This is a genomic window from Phenylobacterium sp. GW823-FHT02A09 (assembly GCF_058797775.1).
The window spans coordinates 292,584-313,565 of the sequence record NZ_JBXAJZ010000004.1; the positions used below are offsets into that span (position 1 = coordinate 292,584).

At 69.6% G+C, this 20,982-nt stretch carries 17 protein-coding genes; 12 read left to right on the forward strand and 5 right to left on the reverse strand.

Going from position 1 to position 20,982, the window contains the following annotated elements; all coding sequences use genetic code 11:
• Positions 1-24: 24 nt before the first annotated feature.
• The 11 genes from ccmI (at position 25) to AC1Q87_RS18075 (ending at position 12,425) form a co-directional block, all read left to right on the forward strand.
• Positions 25-1,101: a c-type cytochrome biogenesis protein CcmI gene (ccmI, locus tag AC1Q87_RS18025; protein WP_492610209.1), complete on the forward strand. Its 1,077-nt coding sequence runs from the start codon at positions 25-27 to the stop codon at positions 1,099-1,101.
• Positions 1,098-1,595, forward strand: a complete 498-nt coding sequence (ccmE, locus tag AC1Q87_RS18030) for a cytochrome c maturation protein CcmE (protein ID WP_492610210.1) — start codon at positions 1,098-1,100, stop codon at positions 1,593-1,595. The genes ccmI and ccmE overlap by 4 nt, the downstream gene beginning before the upstream one ends.
• A complete protein-coding gene (locus tag AC1Q87_RS18035; protein WP_492610616.1) occupies positions 1,592-3,568 on the forward strand; it encodes a heme lyase CcmF/NrfE family subunit in 1,977 nt (658 codons plus the stop codon). Before ccmE ends, AC1Q87_RS18035 begins: the two co-directional genes overlap by 4 nt.
• On the forward strand, positions 3,565-4,002 hold the full coding sequence (locus AC1Q87_RS18040; protein WP_492610211.1) for a cytochrome c-type biogenesis protein: 438 nt from the start codon (positions 3,565-3,567) through the stop codon (positions 4,000-4,002). The genes AC1Q87_RS18035 and AC1Q87_RS18040 overlap by 4 nt, the downstream gene beginning before the upstream one ends.
• 160 nt (positions 4,003-4,162) lie before the next feature.
• Positions 4,163-5,770 carry a Do family serine endopeptidase gene (locus AC1Q87_RS18045; RefSeq protein WP_492610212.1) on the forward strand — a complete coding sequence of 536 codons (1,608 nt, stop codon included), beginning with the start codon at positions 4,163-4,165 and terminating at the stop codon, positions 5,768-5,770.
• Positions 5,771-5,797: 27 nt separating this feature from the next.
• Positions 5,798-6,469: a response regulator transcription factor gene (locus AC1Q87_RS18050; RefSeq protein WP_183774580.1), complete on the forward strand. Its 672-nt coding sequence runs from the start codon at positions 5,798-5,800 to the stop codon at positions 6,467-6,469.
• A gap of 15 nt (positions 6,470-6,484) precedes the next feature.
• Positions 6,485-7,897 carry a sensor histidine kinase gene (locus AC1Q87_RS18055; RefSeq protein ID WP_492610213.1) on the forward strand — a complete coding sequence of 471 codons (1,413 nt, stop codon included), beginning with the start codon at positions 6,485-6,487 and terminating at the stop codon, positions 7,895-7,897.
• A 54-nt stretch (positions 7,898-7,951) separates the two neighbouring features.
• A complete protein-coding gene (locus AC1Q87_RS18060; protein ID WP_492610214.1) occupies positions 7,952-10,843 on the forward strand; it encodes a bifunctional [glutamine synthetase] adenylyltransferase/[glutamine synthetase]-adenylyl-L-tyrosine phosphorylase in 2,892 nt (963 codons plus the stop codon).
• Positions 10,844-10,972: 129 nt separating this feature from the next.
• Complete coding sequence (locus AC1Q87_RS18065; RefSeq protein ID WP_492610215.1) at positions 10,973-11,515, forward strand: RNA polymerase sigma factor; 543 nt, start codon at positions 10,973-10,975, stop codon at positions 11,513-11,515.
• A gap of 4 nt (positions 11,516-11,519) precedes the next feature.
• Entirely contained in the window at positions 11,520-11,945 is a 426-nt protein-coding gene (locus AC1Q87_RS18070; RefSeq protein ID WP_492610216.1) for a hypothetical protein, read from the forward strand.
• A complete protein-coding gene (locus AC1Q87_RS18075; RefSeq protein ID WP_492610217.1) occupies positions 11,946-12,425 on the forward strand; it encodes a periplasmic heavy metal sensor in 480 nt (159 codons plus the stop codon). It abuts the gene before it with no gap.
• Here AC1Q87_RS18075 and AC1Q87_RS18080 read toward each other — a convergent pair.
• The 3 genes from AC1Q87_RS18080 to pepN all read right to left on the reverse strand — a co-directional run bounded on the left by AC1Q87_RS18080 (position 12,422) and on the right by pepN (position 18,250).
• Positions 12,422-14,956, reverse strand: coding sequence for a sensor histidine kinase (locus AC1Q87_RS18080; RefSeq protein WP_492610218.1), 2,535 nt, complete (start codon positions 14,954-14,956; stop codon positions 12,422-12,424). The genes AC1Q87_RS18075 and AC1Q87_RS18080 overlap by 4 nt on opposite strands.
• Before the next feature lie 89 nt (positions 14,957-15,045).
• Positions 15,046-15,546: a response regulator gene (locus tag AC1Q87_RS18085; RefSeq protein ID WP_492610219.1), complete on the reverse strand. Its 501-nt coding sequence runs from the start codon at positions 15,544-15,546 to the stop codon at positions 15,046-15,048.
• 85 nt (positions 15,547-15,631) lie between these two features.
• Positions 15,632-18,250 (reverse strand): aminopeptidase N, encoded by a 2,619-nt coding sequence (pepN, locus tag AC1Q87_RS18090; RefSeq protein ID WP_492610220.1) that lies wholly within the window; start codon positions 18,248-18,250, stop codon positions 15,632-15,634.
• A 123-nt stretch (positions 18,251-18,373) separates the two neighbouring features.
• Here pepN and AC1Q87_RS18095 point away from each other — a divergent pair, with 123 nt between their 5' ends.
• Complete coding sequence (locus AC1Q87_RS18095; protein WP_492610221.1) at positions 18,374-19,021, forward strand: OmpW/AlkL family protein; 648 nt, start codon at positions 18,374-18,376, stop codon at positions 19,019-19,021.
• On the opposite strand, the gene AC1Q87_RS18100 is transcribed toward AC1Q87_RS18095, so the two are convergent.
• Positions 19,018-20,019, reverse strand: a complete 1,002-nt coding sequence (locus AC1Q87_RS18100; protein WP_492610222.1) for a helix-turn-helix transcriptional regulator — start codon at positions 20,017-20,019, stop codon at positions 19,018-19,020. The genes AC1Q87_RS18095 and AC1Q87_RS18100 overlap by 4 nt on opposite strands.
• 265 nt (positions 20,020-20,284) lie before the next feature.
• Positions 20,285-20,854, reverse strand: coding sequence for a hypothetical protein (locus AC1Q87_RS18105; RefSeq protein ID WP_492610223.1), 570 nt, complete (start codon positions 20,852-20,854; stop codon positions 20,285-20,287).
• Positions 20,855-20,982: the final 128 nt, after the last annotated feature.

Below are 20,982 nucleotides of genomic sequence, written 5' to 3' on the forward strand. Positions count from 1 at the left end.
GCGTCTTTCGGCTAAAGCCGCGCCATGATCGCGTTCTGGGTGGTTGCGGGCGTGCTTTCTGCGCTCTGCGCTGGTCTCGTCCTCTGGAAATCGGCTCGCGCGGCGGCGCTCGCAGGCGCCGATGATCCGACCGCGGCGGTCTACCGACGCCAATTGCGCGAAATCGATGACCTCGCCGAGCGCGGGCTCATCCCGGCGTCCGAACGCACGATCGCCCATGCCGAGGCGGCGCGCCGCCTGCTGGGGGCCTCCGACGCCAAGAGCGCGCCGTGGTCGGTCGATGTCTCGCAGCGCAAGATCGTGCTGGCGTTCGCCGCCCTGACGCCGCTGCTGGCGCTGGGCCTCTATTTCGCCGTCGGATCGCCGGGAATGGGCGACCAGCCGTTCAAGGCGCGCGTCGCCGCCTGGCGCGCCGCCGATCCCTCGGAACTGACCCCGCCGGAAATGGCGGTGGTGCTGAAGTCGCTGATCGCCGAGCGCGGCGGCGACCCCGACGCCTATGGTTTCCTGGCCCAGGCCGAGATGGCGTCCGACAATCCCGACGCCGCCGCGCGCGCCTTGCGCCGTGCGATCGAGTTGACCCCGAACCGCGCCGATCTCTGGGAAGGGCTCGGCGAGGTGCTGGTCGTCCAGGCGCAAGGAGAGGTCTCGCCCCGGGCGCAGCGCGCCTTCCAGGAAGCGCTGAAGCGTGACCCGAAGTCGGTCAGCGCCCGCTTCCACCTTGCCCGCGCCCAGGTCGCCGGCGGCCAGCGCGCCGAGGGCCTTGCCGCCTGGCGCGCGCTCGCCGCGGACCTGCCGGCGACCGATCCGCGCCGCGCCGCCGTGCAGCAGGTCATCGCCGAGGCGGAAGGCGCGCCGGCGCCGAAGTTCGACAACGACCAGATGGCCGCCGTGCAAGGGATGGTCGCGAGCCTCGCCGCCAAACTCGAAGCCGAGCCGGATGATCCGGAGGGCTGGGTGAGGCTGGTCCGCTCCTACGCCGTGCTCGGCGACGCCGCCAAGCGCGATGCGACTTTGACGGAAGCCAAGGCGCGCTACGCCGGCAAGGCCGATATTCTCAAGGCCCTGGACCTGGCGGCGAAGACGGAACCGATGCGATGAGCGGCTGGCTGCCCAAATCCCCGAAGGCGCGCCGACGCCTCTATCTGGTCGCGGCCATCGCGCCGGTGCTGGCGCTCGCCGTCAGCCTGACGCTGTGGGGCCTCTCGGACTCCATCTCGTTTTTCTATACCCCGGCCCAGGCGGCCGAGGCCAAGCCGCCGGTCGGCCGCTCGATCCAGTTGGGCGGGCTCGTGCAGCCGGGCAGCGTGGTCAAGCATCCGGACGGCCGCGTGGAGTTCGTCGTCGCCGATCAATTGGCCACCACCAAGGTCAGCTATTCGGGCGATCTGCCGGACCTGTTCCGCGAAGGGCAGGGAATCGTCGCCACCGGCGCGTTCCAGGCCGACGGTGGTTTCAAGGCCAAGCAGGTGCTGGCCAAGCACGACGAGAAGTACATGCCGCGCGAGGTCGCCAAGGCGATCAAGGAGCAGGGCGAGTGGCGTGGCGAAGGCGCGCCGCCGCCCAGCTATTCGGCGGAACCGGCCGCGCGATGATCGTCGAGATCGGGGCGTTCTCACTGGCGCTGGCCCTGGCGCTGTCTGTCGCTCAAGCGTTTGTCGGCGGTCTGGCGCGCTGGCGCCGTTCGCCGGTGATGGCCGGCGCCGGGCAAGGCGCGGCGATCGGCGCCTTCGTCGCGCTGCTCGTCGCCTTCGCGGCGCTGATGTACGCGTTCGTGACGTCGGACTTCTCGGTCGCCAACGTCGCGGCCAACTCGCATACCGCCAAGCCGCTGCTCTATCGGGTGGCTGGGACCTGGGGCAGCCACGAGGGCTCGATGTTGCTGTGGTGCCTGGCCCTGACCGGCTGCGGCGCGGCCGTCGCGGTCTATGGCCGCGATCTGCCGGCGGGGCTCAAGACCCTGACCATCTCGGTGCAAGGCCTGCTGGGCGTGGTGTTCCTGGCTTACACAGTCTTCGCCTCCAACCCGTTCAATCGCGTGATCAACGCGCCGGTGGAGGGCCGCTCGCTCAATCCGCTGCTGCAGGACCCGGCGCTCGCCTTCCATCCGCCGGCGCTCTACGTCGGCTATGTCGGCATGTCGGTGGTGTTCTCGTTCGCGGTCGCCGCCCTGATCGAGGGCCGCGTCGATGCGGCCTGGGCGCGCTGGGTGCGCCCCTGGACCCTGGCGGCCTGGAGCGCCCTGACTGTCGGCATCACGCTAGGCTCGTTCTGGGCCTACTACGAGCTCGGTTGGGGCGGCTGGTGGTTCTGGGATCCGGTCGAAAACGCCAGCTTCATGCCCTGGCTGATCGCCGCAGCGCTGCTGCATTCGGCCATCGTCACCGAAAAACGCGGCGCGCTGGCCGGCTGGACCGTGTTTCTGGCGCTGGCGGCCTTCACCTTCTCGATGCTCGGCGCCTTCCTGGTGCGCTCCGGCGTGCTGACCTCGGTGCACGCCTTTGCGGTCGATCCGACCCGCGGCGTGCTGCTGCTGACCATCCTCGGCGTCACGGCCGGCGCCGGTTTTGCGCTGTTCGCCTGGCGCGCGCCGCTGTTCGCGCGCGGCGGCGTGTTCGCCCCGGTCAGCCGCGAGAGCGCGCTGGTGCTGAACAACATCCTGCTGGCGGCGGCCACCGCCACCGTGCTGCTGGGCACGCTCTATCCGCTGATGCGGGAGGCTGCGACCGGCGAGGCGATCTCGGTCGGCCCGCCGTTCTTCAACCTGACCTTCACGCCGCTGATGGCCGCCCTGGCGATCCTGCTGCCGGCCGGGCCGCTGTTGGCCTGGAAGCGCGGCGACCTGAACGGCGTGGTTCAGCGCCTGTGGTTGGCGGCGCTGATCGCGGTCGGCTGCGGCCTGGCCGCCTACGCCCTGATCAGCCCGCGCAAGGCGTTCTCGGCGGCCGGGGTGGCGATGGGCGCCTGGCTCGTGATCGGGGCGCTGGTCGAACTGGCCGAGCGGACCCGCATGTTCCGAGCCTCGGCGGCCGAAACCTGGCGACGCCTTGTCGGCCTGCCGCGTGGGGCGTGGGGCATGACCCTGGCGCATCTGGGCCTCGGCGTCTTCGTGCTCGGGGCCTGCTTCGAGACCGGCTGGAAGCTTGAGGCCGCCGAGACCCTGCCGATCGGCGGGCGTTTGAACATCGGCGAGTACAGCCTGGTGCTCGACGACATACGCGGCGTCGAAGGTCCGAACTACGAGGCCGAGCGCGGCCTGCTGCGCGCCTTCAAGGGCGACACCCAGATCTGCGCGCCCAAGCCCGAGCGCCGCTTCTACCCGGCCGGCGGCCAGACCACGACCGAGGTCGCGATCTGCACGCGCGGTCTCGATCATCTCTATGTCGTGCTCGGCGAGCGTCGCGACGCCGCCGGCGAGCCGGTCTGGCTGGTCCGCGGCTATTGGAACCCCTGGGCGCTGCTGATCTTCATCGGCCCCGGCATCATGGCGCTGGGCGGCGTAGTTTCGCTGTCCGACCGCCGGCTGCGCCTGGGCGCCGGGCGCAAGCAGCAGGCGGTGGCGGCGTGAAGCGGCTGGCGGCGATCCTGGGCGCGGTGCTCTGCATCGCCGCGGCGTCCGACCCGGCCGAGCGGCTGCCCGATCCGGCGCAGGAAGCCCGCGCCCGCGAGTTGTTCCGCGAGGTTCGCTGCCTGGTCTGCCAGAACGAGTCGATCGACGATTCCAACGCCGAGCTGGCGGCCGATCTGCGCCGCCTGGTGCGCGACGAGGTCAAGGCCGGCAAGACCGACGACGAGGTCCGCAAGCACCTGACCGATCGCTACGGTGAGTTCGTGCTGCTCAAGCCGGCCTTCTCGCTGGGCAACGCCGCGCTCTGGGGCGCGCCGCTGGCGGTGGTGCTGCTGGGGCTCTGGCTGCTGTTCCGTACCCTGCGGAACCGGCCGGCCGACGAGGCGCTAGCGCCCGAGGAAGCTGCGCGCCTGGACGACCTGTCGCGCGATTGAGCAGCGTGACAAGATTGCGCCAAACATTGAACGCTATGAAGAGCCGAGCGTGACCTAAACGTAACTTGAGAGACATTGCGCTCTTTGGCATCGAACATAGGTTGTCGGGGACGTGCCCGTGCTATCTGACACCGGGCGCCCACAGGGAAATTGAAGGCTTATGACCTCGAAGAAGACCGGTTATCTCCTCGGCGCCCTGGCGGGCGTCGGCGTCGCGACTGCGGCTCTCGCCGGCGCTAACCTCGCGGATCAACCGCGGGCCGATTCCAGCGTCGACCGCAGCCTGCTGATGCGCACCTCGACCGCGCCGATCTTCGCGCCGCCGCCGGGCGCGCCGCTCTCCTTCGCCGACATCTTCGAGAAGGTTTCGCCCGCCGTCGTTTCGATCAACGTCACCTCCGACGTCGATCCGTCGGCCCTGCGCCGCGTGCCGGGCTTCGAGAACTTCCCGTTCGACATCGTTCCGCGCCAGCCGCCGGGTGGCGGCGGCGGCGATGACGAAGAGGGCCAGGGTCAACAAGGCCAGCAGGGGCAACAGGGCCAGGGCCGCGGTCAGCCGCGCCTGCCCAGCCAGCAGTCGTCGGGCTCAGGCTTCTTCATCTCGGGCGACGGCTACATCGTCACCAACAACCACGTCGTCGAGAACGCCAAGGAGATCAAGGTCGTGCTCAAGGACGAGCGCGAGCTGGACGCCGTGGTCGTCGGCCGCGACGAGGGCACCGATCTGGCTGTGCTCAAGGTCAAGGGCAGCGGCTTTCCGTATGTGAACTTCGAAAACGCCGGCAAGCCGCGCGTCGGCGACTGGGTCATCACCGTCGGCAACCCGTTCGGGCTGGGCGGCACGGCGACCGCCGGCATCATCTCGGCCTATGGCCGCGACATCGGCGAGACCTTCGTCGACTACATCCAGATCGACGCGCCCATCAACCGGGGCAACTCCGGTGGTCCGACCTTTGACGTCTACGGGCGCGTGATCGGCGTCAACACGGCGATCTTCTCGCCGTCGGGCGGCTCGGTCGGCATCGGCTTCGCCATTCCCGCGGACGTCGCCGACTCGATCACCAAGCAGCTGATCGCGGGCGGCAAGATCACACGCGGCTACATCGGCGCCTCGATCCAGAACTTCACCGCCGAGATGGCCGAAGCCCAGGGCATGGGGACGCAGCGCGGCGCCATCGTCGCCAACGTGACCCCGGGCGGCCCGTCCGATCGCGGCGGCCTGCAGTCGGGCGACATCGTCACCTCGGTGAACGGCGTCAACGTCAAGACCTCGTCGGAGCTGACCCGTGAGGTCGCCAAGGCCAAGCCGGGCGACGTGCTGAAGCTGGACGTCCTGCGGGCCGGCAAGCGCAGGAACGTGGAAATCCGCTCGGGCGTGCGTCCGACGGAACGCGAGCTCGCCGCCAACGACAACCAACAGGGCGGCCAGAACCGCGGCGGCGGCGACAAGCCCGAGGCCCAAGCGCAGCGTCCGGTAGTGCTGGGTCTGGCGCTCGCGCCGATCGACGAGGCCTCGCGCCGTCGTCTGAACCTCGAGCCCGGCTTCAAGGGCGTGCTGATCGCCAGCGTCGACCAGTCGTCGGACGCGGCGCTGCGCGGCCTGCGCAAGGACGACATCCTCGTTCAGGCGAATGGCGAGGCGGTGACCACGGCGGCGGAATTCTCGGCGGCTGTGACGGCGGCCAAGAAGGCCGGTCGCCAGAGCATCCTGATCGGGGTGCATCGTGGCGGTCGTACGTCCTTCCTGCCGCTGAAGATCTCCGGCTAGGCTGCGTGGACCTGGGGGCCTGAGTCGATGCGGATACTGATTGTCGAAGACGATCTCGAAGCGGCCGAGGTCATGGACCGCGGCCTCACCGAGGCCGGTCACGAGTGCGTTCGCGCCAGCGACGGGGAGGCGGGCCTCTCCGCCGCCCAGGCCGGCGAGTTCGACGTCATGATCGTCGACCGCATGATGCCGCGGATGGACGGGGTCTCGATGGTCCAGGCGCTGCGGCGCGAGGGCGATCAGACCCCGGTGCTGTTCCTGTCCGCGCTCGGCGAGATCAACGACCGGGTCGAGGGCCTCAAGGCCGGCGGCGACGACTATCTGGTCAAGCCCTACGCCTTCGTCGAGCTGATCGCCCGGGTCGAGGCGCTGTCTCGGCGCCGGGAGACCGGCTCGGTCCAGACCCTGCTGCGGGTCGGCGAGCTGGAGATGGACCTCATCGCCCGCACCGTGCACCGCCAGGGCAAGGAGATCGACCTGCAGCCGCGCGAGTTCCAGCTGCTGGAGTTCATGATGCGCCATGCCGGCCAGTCGGTGACACGCACCATGCTGCTCGAGAAGGTCTGGGAGTATCACTTCGACCCGCAGACCAACGTCATCGACGTGCACGTCTCGCGGCTGCGTTCGAAGATCGACAAGGGCTTCGACCGCGCGATGCTGCAGACCGTCCGTGGGGCGGGTTACCGCCTCGATCCGTAGGGCCGGGCGCGCGCCATGCGCCTGCCGAGACTCTTTCGGACCACGCCGTTCCGGCTGACGCTGCTGTTCTTGGCGCTGTTCGCGGCGGCCGCCAGCGCGTTCCTGGCCTACATCTATCTGGCGACGGCGGGCGAGGCGACGCGGCGCACCGACCAGAACATCACGCGCGAGATGCGCTCGCTGGTGGCGGCCTACGACCGCGCCGGCGTCGATGCGGTGAACCAGTCGCTGATCGAGCGTGCGGCCAGCGAGCGGCCGTTCCTCTACCTGCTGATGAAACCCGACGGCGCGCGGATCTCCGGCTCGATCGCAGAGTCGCCGATCGAGGACGCCGGCGCGGCCGTCGGGGTTTCGACCCGCGCCAGTTTCTCGGTGACCGACGCGGACGCCCAGGGCCGGCTGGTGAAGCATCCGGCCCGCGGCATCCAGGAGCGGCTGAGCGGCGGTGAGATCCTGTTCGTCGGCGCCGACATCAGCGAAGATCAGGCCTATGTCGTGAAGATCACCCGCGCTCTCTGGGGGGCCGGGGCGCTGGTGATCGTGCTCGGCCTGGCCGGCGGCCTGCTGGTCAGCCGTAACGTCTCGCGCAGCATGGGCGCGCTGAACGACGTGGTGGCCGCGGTCCGCAACGGCGACTTCGACGCTCGCGCCGCGGTGCGCGGCGCCCGCGACGAGTTCGACGAGCTCTCCGAAGGCATCAACGAGATGCTGGATCGCCTGCAGCGCTCGATGGCCGGCCATCGTCACGCCGGCGACGCCATCGCCCACGACCTGCGCTCTCCTTTGACCCGCCTGCGCGCGCGGCTGGAGACGGCCTATCTCGACGTCGAGGCCGGCAAGGGCGACGCCGAGGAGGCGCTGGCCCAGGCGCTGGACGACACCGACGGGGTTCTCAAGACCTTCGGCGCGGTTCTGGCCATCGCCCGCCTGCAGGCTGCGGGGCAGGCGCCCGATCAGAGCCTGTTCGATCCCGCCGAACTGGCCGCTGACTTGGCCGAACTCTACGAGCCGACCTGTGAGGACAAGGGACTGGAGTTCGGCGCCGAGTTCGCCAAGAACCTTCAGGTCCGCGGCAACCGCGAGTTCCTGGCCCAGGCGCTGGCCAACCTGCTCGACAACGCGGTGAAATACACGCCGGCCGGCGGGGCGATCATGCTGCGCGTGCGGCGGCGCTCGTCCGGCGAGATCGAGTTCTCGGTCACCGACACCGGTCCCGGCGTCCCCGACGAGGACCGCGCCCGCGTGGTCGAGCGCTTCGTACGGCTGGAGAACAGCCGCAGCGAGCCGGGCTCGGGCCTTGGGCTGTCTCTGGTCGCCGCCGTCGCCGAGGCGCATGGCGGCCGGCTCGAGCTGTCGGAAGGTCCCGGCAAGGTCGGCGAGATGGGGCCGGGGCTGCGGGTGGCGCTGATCCTGCCGCGAGCGGCCTGATCCTCATGCGCCGTGGGTGGCGCGCCGCCGCCGCCCGGCTAATGTCGTTCCCCGATGACTCGATTGATTGACGCCATCCGCCCCTGCGGTCCGATCGCCGACGAGAAGGCCGCCGAGCGCGCCCGAAACGTGCTGGAGGAGGCCGCGGCGCGAGACAGCTGGAGCGCACAGCTTGAGCGGGCCTGGCCGGCGTTGGCGCCGGTGTTCGGCGCTTCGCCCTACCTGACCGGTCTGGCGCGCAGGGATCCGGCCCGGCTACGCGAGCTGCTCGACAGCGAGCCTGAGGCCCGGTTCGACGACCTGCTGGTGCGGACCGCCGCGCTCGCCGACGCCGACTGGGACGCGGCCAAGGCAGGCCTGCGCAAGCTGAAGGCCGAGGCGCACCTACTCATCGCGCTGGCTGATCTCGGCGGCGTCTGGAACCTCGATCAGGTGACGGGCTCACTGACCCGGTTCGCCGATGCGGCCCTGGCCTCGGCTCTGACCGTCGCGGCGCGCGGAGAGCTCGAGGCTGGCCGTCTGACCCGCGTCGGTACGGGCGAGGAGGGGCCGGTTCCAGGCTGGTTCTGCATCGCCATGGGCAAGCACGGCGCCTATGAGCTGAACTATTCCAGCGACATCGACATCTCGGTCTTCTACGAGCCCGACGTGCTGCCGTTGGCCGATGGAGTCGAGACCCAGGCCTTCGCGGTCCGCCTGACCCATCGCCTCGCCGACATGATGCAGGACAAGACGGGCGACGGTTACGTGTTCCGCGTCGACTTGCGGCTGCGGCCCGATCCGTCCTCGACCCCGCCGGCGGTGCCGGCTCCCGCTGCGTTCGACTACTACGAAAGCGTCGGCCAGAACTGGGAGCGGGCGGCCTTCATCAAGGCCCGCGCGGCGGCCGGCGACATCGGCCGCGGCCAGGCGTTCCTGGACGAATTGGCGCCCTTCATCTGGCGCAAGAACCTCGACTTCGCGGCCATCGCCGACATCCATTCGATCAAGCGGCAAATCCATGTCCACAAGGTCGACGACCGGCTGACCGCCAAGGGCGTCGACCTCAAGCTCGGCCGCGGCGGCATTCGCGAGATCGAGTTCTATGTCCAGACTCAACAGCTGATCCTCGGCGGCCGCCATATCGAGCTGCGCTCGCCGCGCACGCTCGATGCGCTGCGCGCGCTGGAGGCGGCGGGCCATGTGTCGCCTCAGGCGGCCGAAGAGCTGACCGACGCCTATCGCCAGCTGCGCAGCGCCGAACACCGGGTGCAGATGCTGGCCGACGAACAGACCCATCGGCTCTCCGAGTCCGACGGCGAGCGAAAGCGGGTCGCCGCGCTCTCGGGCTTCGACCGCGTGCGCAGCTTCGACACCGCCATCGAGCGCATCCTCAAGACGGTCAATGGCCGCTATGGCGAGCTCTTCCCGGACGAGGAGCAACTGTCCTCCCGGTTCGGCAGCCTGATCTTCACCGGCGTCGAGGACGACCCGGAGACGCTGGCGACCTTGGCGCGGATGGGCTTTTCCCATCCGGCCACCATTTCGCAGACGATCCGCAGCTGGCACCACGGCCACATCCAGGCGACGCGCACGGCCCGCGGCCGCGAGCTGTTTACGCGGTTGGCGCCGCGGCTGCTCGACGCCGCCCAGGCCAGCGGCGCGCCGGACGCGGCCTTCACCCGGTTCGAGGCGTTCTTCTCCAAGCTGTCGTCGGGCGTGCAACTGCAGTCTCTGTTCCTGGCCCAGCCGAAGCTGTTCGAACTGATGGTCCAGGTGATGGCGTTCGCGCCGCGGCTTGCCAGCACTCTGGCGAGGCGGCCGGCCGCGCTCGACGCGCTGCTCGACGGGGCATTCTTCGCCAGCATCGACAGCGAGGAGGACCGCAGCGTCATGGCCCATGCGGTCAGCCGCGCTGACGGCTTCGAAGAGGTGATGGACGCCGTGCGCCGCGTCCACCGCGAGCAGGCGTTCCGGGTCGGCGTGCAGGTGATGAGCGGCGCGGCCAGCGCGGAGCTCGCCGGCCGCGCCTTCGCCGATCTCGCCGACATCTGCATGGAGGCGCTTGCGCCCGCGGCGCTGGCCGAGGCCGAACGACTGGGCGGACATTTTCCGGGCGAGGTGGCGGTGATCGCGCTCGGCAAGTGCGGCTCGCGCGAGATGAGCGCGGGATCGGACCTCGACCTGATGACCCTCTATCGCGCCGCCGAGCCGGGCGCGGCCTCGTCCGTGAAGGAATGGAGCGCCGACGTCTTCTACGGCCGCTTCACCCAGCGCCTGATCGCCGCGCTCTCGACGCCGACGGGCGAGGGCGAGCTCTACGAAGTCGACATGCAGTTGCGCCCCTCCGGCACCAAGGGACCGGTCGCGGTCAGTTTCACGGCCTTCGAGGACTACTACGAGCGCGAGGCCGAGACCTGGGAACTGTTGGCGCTGACCCGGGCCCGCGTGGTCTGGGCCAGCTCGCCTGAGTTCGCCGAGGCCGCCGCTGGGGCTGTCGAAGCCGCCCTGCGCCGCCCGCGCGACCGGGCCCGCACCGCGACCGATGTGCGCGACATGCGCACGCTGCTGGAGCAAGAGCGGCCGCCGAAGGGGGAGTGGGACCTGAAGCTCTCGCCAGGCGGCCTGGTCGATATCGAGTTCGCCGCCCAGTTCCTGCAACTGGCCCATGCGGCGGACGGCGGGCCGCTGCGCCAGAACACCGCCGAGGCGCTCGCCGCTTTCGACGGCCTGGCGCCCGCCGACGCGCTGGCGGCGCTGCGCAAGGCGTGGACGCTGCAGCAGAACCTCACTCAGCTGCTGAAGGTGGCGCTGGGCGACAACGCTGACCCGACCGACGAACCGAAGGCGTTCCGCACGCTGCTGGCCCGCGCCGGGGACGTCCGTGACTTCCGGGCGCTCCGCACGAAGCTGGAGACGGCCCGAAGGGGCGCGCGGACCGCCTACGAAACGATTGTCGGGGCTTGAGCGACGGATCGGACGTGGCGGCGCGTTGAACGGTCGGCAGGGCGCGAGATGCGACCTTCGACAGAACAGAGGCCGTGACGGCGATTGAACGACATTGCAGGCTCCCATCCCTCGCAGGCGAGGTGACGTTTGAGCGACCCGGACGAGGAGCTGCTGACGCGTGTGGGCGACGGCGACCCGGCGGCAGTGCGCGCGCTCGTCGCCCGCAAGCTGCCGCGGCTGCTCGCCTTGGCGGGGCGGATGCTGGGCGATCCCGCCGAAGCCGAGGACGTGGCCCAGGAGACTTTCGTGCGGGCATGGAAGCAGGCGCCCAGCTGGCGTCCGGGCGGCGCGCGCTTCGACACCTGGCTGCACCGTGTGGCGCTCAACCTCTGTTACGACCGGCTGCGCCGCCGCAGAGAAGTCGTGACCGACAACCCGCCGGAGCAGGCCGACGAGGGGCCAGCGCCGGACCGCGGCCTGGAGGCCAAGGATGTCGGGGACCGTGTCGCCGCCGCCATGCAGCGCCTGCCGGACAGGCAGCGCGAGGCCATCGTGCTGTGTCATTACCAGGAGCTCTCGAACATCGAGGCGGCGGGTCTGATGGGCGTCAGCGTCGAGGCCCTGGAAAGTCTATTGGGGCGGGGGCGGCGCGCCTTGCGCGCGGCGTTGGCGGATATGGTGGGAGGTTGATCGCATGACCCACGAACGGTTTGAGATCCTGGCCCAGGCCTATGGCGGCGACGTCGCCCGCTGGCCGGCCGCCGAACGTGACGCTGCTGCGATGCTCATGGCGGCGGAGCCGGAATTTGCGCGCATCGTGCTGAGCGACGCGGGCGAACTCGACGCGACGCTCGATCTCTGGGCGCCGCTGGCTGTCTCCCCCGCGCTGCGCGAGGCGGTGGTCGCTTCCGCGCCGGCCCCGCGCCGCCGCTGGGGACCGAGCGCCTGGTTCCTGCGCGCGGGGGTCGGCGCCGGCCTGGCCGCCGCCTGCGCGGCCGGTCTCGTCGTCGGTGTGATGCTCTCGGACCTGACCCAGGCGCCGGCCTCCGAGGACACGGTGAGCGCTGCAGTCAGCAACTATGACGACCTGTCGGGTCTGGTGACGTTGGAGGGCGCATAGATGAGCCGCAAAACCCTGCTGATCGCGCTCTTCGGGTCGCTGGCGCTGAACCTGTTCCTGGTCGGCGCAGTGGCCGGCGGGCTGGTCGTCGGCCAGAAGGTGCGGGCTGAGCGGCCGCATATGGCCCAGCGTCCGAACCCGCCGTTGTGGCGGGCCGGCGACGCCTTGCCGCCAGATCGGGCGCAGGCCTATCGCCGGGCCCTGCGCGACCAAAGCCCGGAGGTGCGTGAGGCCATGCGGGCGGCCCGGACCGCGCGCATGGAGACCTGGCATTCGATCGGCCAGGAGCCGTTCGATCCGGCGGCCGCCAAGCGCCGTCTGGCCGATATTCGAGCACAGGAAGCCGACGCCCGCGGTCAGATCGAGAACGACACGATAGACTTCGCCGCTGGGCTGTCGCCGGAGGAGCGGAAGGTGCTGGCGCGTGGCCTGACCGAGCGGCCGCGGGGACCGCAGCCGCCGGCGGACCGGCCCCGCTAGGCTGCGGCGAACCCGCCGACCGGCTGCACGGCGTCAACCCGGCGCAGGGGGATGGTGAACGACACCATGGTGCCCTCGCCTGGAGCGCTCTGCATGTCGAGCATGCCGCCGTGCATCTCGACCAGCGACTTGGTCAGGGCCAGGCCCAGCCCCGTGCCCTGGGTGGTCTTGGAATGCTGGCTCTCGACCTGTTCGAACGGCCGCGCCAGGCGCGCCAGATCATCCTGGGCGATGCCGATCCCGGTGTCCTGAACACTGACCCGGATGCTCTCGCCGGTCGGGTCGCGCCGGCCCTCGGCGCGCACGGTCACGCGCCCGCCGCGCGGCGTGAACTTGATGGCGTTCGACAGGAGGTTCAGCAGCACCTGCTTGACCGCCCGATAGTCGGCTTCGACCTCGGGCAGGTGCGGGAAGTCGATGGTCAGCGTCAGGCCAGCGGCCTCGGCCCGATTGCGCACCAGGCGTGCGGCGTCCTCGGCCACCTCCTCGAGCGCCAGCGGCTCGAGCTTCAGGCTCATCTTGCCGGCCTCGATCTTCGACATGTCGAGGATGTCGTTGATCAGCGCCAGAAGATGCTGGCCCGACGACAGAATGTCCTGGGCGTAGCCCCGGTATCGGGCGTCGCCGAGCGTGCCGAACATCTCGCCGACCATGATTTCGGAGAAGCCGTTGATGGCGTTCAGCGGCGTGCGCAGTTCGTGGCTCATATTGGCCAGGAACTCGCTCTTGGCCTTGTTGGCTCCCTCGGCGCGAACCTTCTCCATCTCGTACTTGCGGGCCAGTTCCGAGAGCTGCTCCTGGCTGCGTTCCAGGTTCTCGACAGCGCGCTGCAGTTGCTCCTCGTTGAGCCGGCGAGCCGCTTCCTGGGTCTTGATCGCGGTGATGTCGGCGGCGGTCATGACCAAGCCGCCTTCGGCGGTGCGGCGCTCGGAGATCTGGATCCAGCGGCCGTCGGCCAGCTGGGCCTCACGCACGCCCTTGCGGCCATCCGGGCTCGGGCCTTCCTGCTGGATCGCCAGCTGGGCGAAGCGGCTGACCTCGTCGCGCGTGGCGCCGGGCTTCAGCAGCCGCGGCTCCAGCGAGAAGACGCTGCGGAAGTTCTGGTTACAGAGCAGCAGCCGGCCATTGCGGTCCCACAGCACGAAGGCTTCCGAGACGCTCTCGATGGCGTCACGCAGCCGGCCCTCGGCGGCTTGGGCCCGGGCCTGCGCCATCCGCTCCTCGGTGACGTCGAGCGCCACCCCGATGATCCGGGAGTAGCCTTCATGGCCCGGGCGGGCGAAGGCCTGACCGCGGGCGTCGATCCAGATCGGCCGGCCGCCCTGTAGCGAGGGCACGCGGAACGAGACGTCGAAGCCGCCGTACATGGCCGCCGTCGACAGCGCCTGGCGGACCCGTTCGCGATGGTCGGGCGACACCCGGTCCAGCACCTCCTGGCCTGAGACCACGCCGCCGCCGCCCCAGCCCAGGATCGCGCCGGTGACGTCGGACATGAACATCTGGTCGGTGGTCAGGTCCCACTCCCAGATCCCGCAGCGGGCGGCCTCAACCGCCAAGCGGAAGCGCTGTTCGGAGTCGATGACCGCCTGTTGGGCGCTCTCGATGCGGCGGCTCTGATTCAGCAGCAGCAGGCCGAGCGCGAAGGCGACCACCAACGGGGCGGTGAGCCAGGCGAGCTCGCGGCTGACCGACAGACCTTCGTGGGCGCTCGAGGGCGTCGCCGCGACGGTCAGCAGCGCGCCGCCCATCGACGGGCGGGCCACGATGTCGAGCGGCGCGCCGTCGGGCTTGGCGCCTTTTAGCAGGCCGCTGGCGCGGTTGAGGTCGGCGGCGGAAACGCCGAAGCCCTGGCTGACGTCCAGGGCCTGCGACAGTCCGCCCGCGCCGAGCGCCGCGATGATCCGACCATCGGCCGCAGCGAGCGCCTGGTCCGGCGACAAGGCCGCGCCCAAGCGTGTCGGATCGCCGATGACGACGATGCGGCGTCGGCCCTTCGGGGTCATCGCTTCGATCGAGGCGGCCATCGCCGGCGAGGCCTGGGCGGAGCCGCCGAACCAGATCGCCGTCTTGCCGCGCTCGATCTCGGTCGTCAGGGCGCGCCAGTCTACGCCTGCCGCCTTGCCGGCCAGCGCGATCACCCCCTGATCGTCGAAGATGGCCACGGCGGTGGCGGCGCCTGCCGCGGCGGTCAGGCCGGATTCGGCTGCGTCCAGCGGCGGGTCGGCGCGGCGTTGCAGGGTTTCTCGCGCCGCCAACAGACCGCCGCGCAGGGCTGCGCCTTCGGCCTCGATGCGTCCGGCCAGCGCCTCGGCGCGGCTGGGCAGGGCGGCGTTTTCAAGCGTCTGGGCCTGGGGTTCGCGGCTGATCCGCACCACGGCGACGGCCGTGTAGACGGCCAGCAGCAGCAGCGTCGACAGGATGGCGATGCGCACGAAGCCCTGGTGCGCAAGTAGCCCCGCGCCCGGCGCGGGGGCGCCGCGCAGGCGGCCGGGCCGACCTTCGGCCTTGTCCTTGCCCCCGCGTTTGGCCAAAGCCCAGCCGCTCCTCTGCGCGCCGATTCACCTTAACGATGAGTCTACGCAAGCCGGCTGGTCGCGTCACGGGCCGTCTAGCTTAACCTTCAGGGTTTCGCGCGCCGATCGGCACGACGTTCGGGACCTGTGTATTTCGGGTCATCATGCCGGCGGCGATCGGGTCCGAAATAGCTGTCGCAGCGGACGAAGGGCCGGCTTTTGTCGATCACCCAGGCGATGCGCTTGAGCAGGTCGGCAGGTGTGATCGGCTTGACGCAGAACTCGTTCACGCCGGCGTCCCGCGCGGCCATGATCCGCGGCCGGTCGGCATGGCCTGTGAGCAGGATGATCGGCGTATAGGGCGCTGGGCTTTCGGGGGCGGTGCGCAGCCAGCGCGCGAAGTCGACGCCTTCCTCGGTCCCCAGCATATAGTCGAGGATGACGATGTCGCTCGGCGAGGCGCGCATCTGCGCCTTGGCCGTCGCGATGGTCTGGGCGTCGTGAAGCTGGCTGGCGCCGAACCCGCGCAGCATCGCCTTCACCAGATTCACCGCGTGGGTGCTGTCATCGACGATTAGGAACCGCAGCCGATGCAGAGACACGGACATGACGGGCGCTCCAAGCCTGCCCCGACGTTCCGGAATTCACGTAAACATTCCGTTCGTTGCGGCGCGTAGGGGCAGGCAGGTCGCGTTAGTCGGCCAGCGCCTTGCTGGCCAGTTCGTAGACGTTCTTCGACAGGCCTTCCGTCGCGGCGATGCGAGCCAGTTGCTCCTTCATCAGGGCGCCGAGCTCGGGTTTGTAGCGCCGCCAGCCGCCGAGAGGTTCGACCAGACGCGCGGCGGTCATCGGGTTGAAGCCGTCGACGGCCAGAATCTGGTCGGCCAGGAACCGGTAGCCCGCGCCGCTCGGGTCGTGGAACCGCGCCGGGTTGAAGTTGGCGAACGTCGAGACCAGCGCCCGCAGGCGGTTCGGATTCTTCTGGTCGAAGGCCGGATGGGCGGTCAGCCCCATGACGCGGCCCAGCGCCGTTTCGTCCGGATCGCGGGCCTGCAGGGCGAACCACTTGTCGATCACCAGCGGCTCGGACTTCCAGCGCTCGAAGAAGTCGGTCAGCGCGTTCTCGTAGAGCTCGCCGCCGACCAGCATCAGCGCCGACAGGCCGCCGATTGCGTCGGTCATGTTGACCGCCGCGCGATAGTGACCGTCCGCCAGCTCGCCGATCTCGGCCCGCGGATTAGCGGCCATCAGGTCCAGGGCCGCGTTCCGCAGCGCCCGGCGCCCCGCGCTGGCCGCGTCCGGCGAGAACTCGCCGAGCTCCTGCAGCCCGATGTGCAGGCGCTTGAGGTCGTCGGTCAGGTGCAAGGCCAGGCGCGTGCGCAACGCCTCGCGCGCTTCGTGGATGGCGGCCGGGTCGGCCGGCTGAATGGCCAGGGCGAGGTCGGATTCGCTCGGCAGCGACAGCAGCAGGGCCTTGAAGGCCGGATCCGAGGCCTGATCGGACAGCGCGCGGCCCAGGGCCTCAGCAAAGCGTTCCTCGCCGACCTCGTCTGGCGCGCCCTGGGCGCGGGCGATGATCAGGGCGCGGGCCAGTTCTTGGCCGGACTCCCAGCGATTGAACAGGTCGGGGTCGCCGGCCAGTTGCACATAGCGGTCGGCGGCGCGCGCGTCGGTGCGGAGCGTCACCGGCGAGGAGAACCCGCGCAGCGCTGAAACCACCGGCGCGGTGTCGACGCCGGTCAGGGTCACGGTCTTGGCGGCGCCGTCGAGGACGATCAGCGTCTCGTCGACCGCCCGTCCGTCACGCTCGAAGGCCAAGGTGCGGCCCTCGCCGTCGAGCAGGCCGAGGATCACCGGCACCGGCAGCGGCCGCTTGTCGGGCTGTCCCGGCGTCGGCGACGTCGCTTGGCTGAGCTCCACCGTCAGGGTGCGCGCGGCCGCATCGTAGCGGTGGGCGAGGGACACTTTCGGCGTGCCGGCCTGTTCGTACCAGGTGAAGAAGTCGCTCAGGTCCTGGCCGCTGACCTCGGCGAAACAGCGGATGAACTCCTCGACCGTGGTGGCGTGGCCGTCCCAGCGTTCGAAATAGAGGTCCATGCCCTGCCGGAAGGCCTCGGCCCCGATCAAGGTCTTGAGCATCCGGATGACCTCGGCGCCCTTCTCGTAGATCGTCGCCGTGTAGAAGTTGTCGATCTTCATGTAGCTCGACGGCCGGACCGGGTGGGCGAGGGGGCCCTGGTCCTCGGGGAACTGACGGGCGCGCAGCGCCTTGACGTCCTTGATCCGTTGGACCGCGTGGCCGCGCATGTCGGCCGAGAAGCTCTGGTCGCGGAACACCGTCAGGCCTTCCTTCAGGCACAGCTGGAACCAGTCGCGGCAGGTGATCCGGTCGCCGGTCCAGTTGTGGAAGTACTCGTGGGCCACGACGCTCTCGATGCGCTCGTAGTCGAGGTCGGTGGCAGTGGCCGGATCGGCCAGCAGCAGCGAGGAGTTGAAGATGTTCAACCCCTTGTTCTCCATGGCCCCGAAGTTGAAGTCGCGGACGGCGACGATCATGAAGAGGTCGAGGTCGTACTCACGTCCGAACGCGTCCTCGTCCCACTTCATCGAGCGCTTGAGCGCGTCCATGGCGTAGGCCGCGCGCGGGGCCATGCCGGTGTCGACGAAGATGCGCAGATCCACCGTGCGGCCGGTCATCGTGACCAACTTGTCTTCCAGCACGTCGAGTTCGCCGCCGACCAGCGCGAACAGATAGGCCGGCTTGGGGAAGGGGTCGTTCCACACCGCGAAGTGGCGCTCGCCGGGCAGTTCGCCGGCCTCCAGCAGGTTGCCGTTCGAGAGCAGGTGGCGGAACGCCTTGTCGGCGACGATCCGCACCGTGAAGCGCGACAGCACGTCGGGGCGGTCCGGATACCAGGTGATCTTGCGGAAGCCCTCGGCCTCGCACTGGGTGCAGAAGCGGCCGCCGGACATGTAGAGCCCTTCGAGGGCCTTGTTGTTCTCCGGGTCGATCTCGACCTCGGTCTCCAGCACGAAGACGTCCGGAACGTTCGGCACGGTCAGGAACTCGGCGTCGATCGTGCGTTCGCCCTCGGCCAGCACGCGGCCGTCCAGCACCACCGAGACCGGCTTCAGCCGCTCGCCGTTCAGCACCAGGGGATCGGCGTGTTCACCGTTGCGCCGGATGCTCAGGCGGGCCTTCACCCGCGTGGTGTTCGGCGCGAGGTCGAAGTCGAGGCGGACCTCGTCGATCAGGAAGGCGGGCGGGGTGTAGTCGGCGAGCCGGATCGCCTGGGGCGTGTCTGTGCGCATGAGCCGCATTTAGCCACGCGCGGCGCGGTCCGCCAGTACGCCGATTTGAGGTTGATCAAGGCGCAGCTTCCCGATCGGCGAGATGTCTCCCCAGAGATAGCCATAAGAGAAATGGGGATATTCATGACCTCCGCCCGCTTCGCCCTGGTCCTGGGCGCCGCCCTCGCCATCGCCGCGCCCGCCGCAGCACAGGACTTCCGTCCGAAGGAAAAGGGATTGCTGATGCTGAACGTCCGCGTGAGCGGCGTTCTGACCGACGCGGAGGACCCGATCCTGACCGCCGGCGGCGCCGACAGCGGCCTGAAGGCCAAGGTCGGCGACGATGTGATGCCGACGCTGGGCCTGACCTATTTCCTGACCGACAACCTCGCCATCGAGGCCATCGCCGGGACCACCCAACACGAGGTCAAGGCGGTCGGGCCGGGGACGGACGTCGCGGTTCACGAGACCTGGGTGCTGCCGCCGGTCGTATCGCTGCAGTACCACTTCGCGCCGCAGGCCAAGGTGAGCCCCTATGTCGGCGCCGGGATCAACTACATGATCTTCTACGGCGGCGAGGACGAGAACGGCTTCAAGGTCGATATCGACAACGGCATCGGCTACGCGCTGCAGGCCGGGGTCGATGTCGCCCTGAACGGCCCTTGGAGCGCTAACCTCGACGTCAAGAAGGTGTTCTTCGAGACCGACGCGTCGGTCAACGGCGGAGCGCTCAAGAGCAAGGTGAAGCTCGATCCGTGGGTCGTCTCGGCCGGGTTCGGCTACAAGTTCTAGCCGCTGGACGGCGGGAAGCGTCGCGCAAGCTCGGCCTTCGAATGGATGTCGAGCTTGCGGTAGATCGAGGTGAGCTGGTTACGGACGGTCGCGGGGCGAACGCCCAGCTTGGCGGCCACCTCGCCATGCGAGGCGCCGTCGGCGAACAGCCGGGCGACCCGCATCTCGGCCGGCGTCAGGCCCTGATCATCGCGGCGGCCCGCTGACAGCACGCTGCGGCCTGGGCTGCGCAAGAGGTGGAAGTCCAGGCCGGCAGCGGTCAGGTCCGACCTTCCCGGCTGCAGGATCATGCGGACCTCGGCCGGCAAGAGCGGCCCGGTCCAATCCGGGAAGGCGCTGCGCAAGAGCCCGCTGAACCCGGAGTCGGCCGCTTGCAGCCTGCCGTCTTCATCGATCACCGCGTGGCTGCGGCCTGGCAGAACGGCGCTGGTCTCATGGACGGCCAACGCCTGGCGCTGACGCCAGGCGGTCGCCAGGTGCGGCATCAGCAGCTGCAGGCGATCGCGCTCGGCGTCCGAGTAGGCGGCGGCCGGATTGGCGCGGAACAGGAACAGCATTTCGCCGAGATCCGCGCTCGGATCGGCATGAACCAAGCCCAGCGCGTGCTCGATGCCGGCGGGACTGGAGAACTCACGATAGATCGCGGTGCGGTGATAGTCGGCCAGCGCCATGACGTCCTCGTTGCGGAACGCCACGCCTGGCTCGGCGACGGCCGCGGCGCGCACGAAGTCGTGCGCCTGCCAGTTCAGCGCGTAATTCATCAGCATGTCGGGTGCGTGGTCGATCAGAGCGACGCTGTGGATGGTGTTGGTCGAGTGCGCGCCGGACGCCCAGACGCCGGAATCGAAGGGCAGCACCTCGCGCAGCTGGCGAAGGGTAAGCTCCTTGAACTCAGCGTACGGGAGGGTGAGGACGCCCTCGTAGATCCGGGTGATCGCCCCGTTGAGCACGCCCTCGGGGGACGGTCGGGATGACTTCGGCTGAATATCGTCGGGCACGGCCGCCTTTCAGTCGCTCATAGGGCATTTGCACTATTGAGGGGTGTACGCGCGGGCGGCAATACTGGTTGCGAACAAGCAACGAGCGCACTTGCTCAGGCGGCGCCAGTTGCGGGTTTGCGGAGTTCGGGCGGGGCGTCTCAGATGACGCGGGTTGGCGCCGCGCCGGATCGCCGAAAGGGGAGGGGCTGTGTCGGGGGACACGGCCCCTCTCGAATTCAGGGTCCGTCGTCCTGGCGCTCAGCCTGTCCCCGAGGATCTGCGCTTAGGCCACGGCCGCCCTGGCGGGAGTCGGGCTCGCCGTCGGCGCTTCTCGGAAGTGCCGGTCCAGCTTGGCGATCTCCTCGGCGATGCGCTGCAGCTCGGGCGGCGCATCGCCGGCGCTCTCGTCCACCAGCCGCACGACTTCACGGGCCAGAGCCAGCAGGTGCGGAGAGCGCGCGATAAGACGCGCCTGGAACTCGATCTTGTGCGGATCGCGGTCGTACTCGGCGCCCGGCACCCGCCAGCCGCCCCAGTCGGCCGCATCGGTCACCACCACCGGATAGGTTCCCGGATAGGGATGATGCGCCGCGTCTTCTTCGGTCTGCCACTTGTTGCGGGCGCGCATGAGCCGCCAAGGCGGTGCGCCGGCCCCCAGCGCTTCGGCGCCGCTTTCCTGTTCGGGCTTCAACTCGTGCGCCTGGAACTCGCGGTTTAACCCGACGTCGTAGGTGACCCGGACCGGCTCGTCGAAACCCTTGGCCCAGACCGGCACGATCTTCTCGATCGTCGCCCAGACGCCGACGCTCTCAACCCAGACCTTCTGGTTACGCTGGTAGATCGCCTTGGCCATGCGCGCCTTCCGGAGCTCTTGTTCAGCGGGCCATAAAACCCTGAATTTCTTGACGCGAGGTCAATCTTTTCAAGGCGCGTGCGGTGCGTATGGTGGCCGCCAGCAAGCATCAACCGGCCGCACAGACG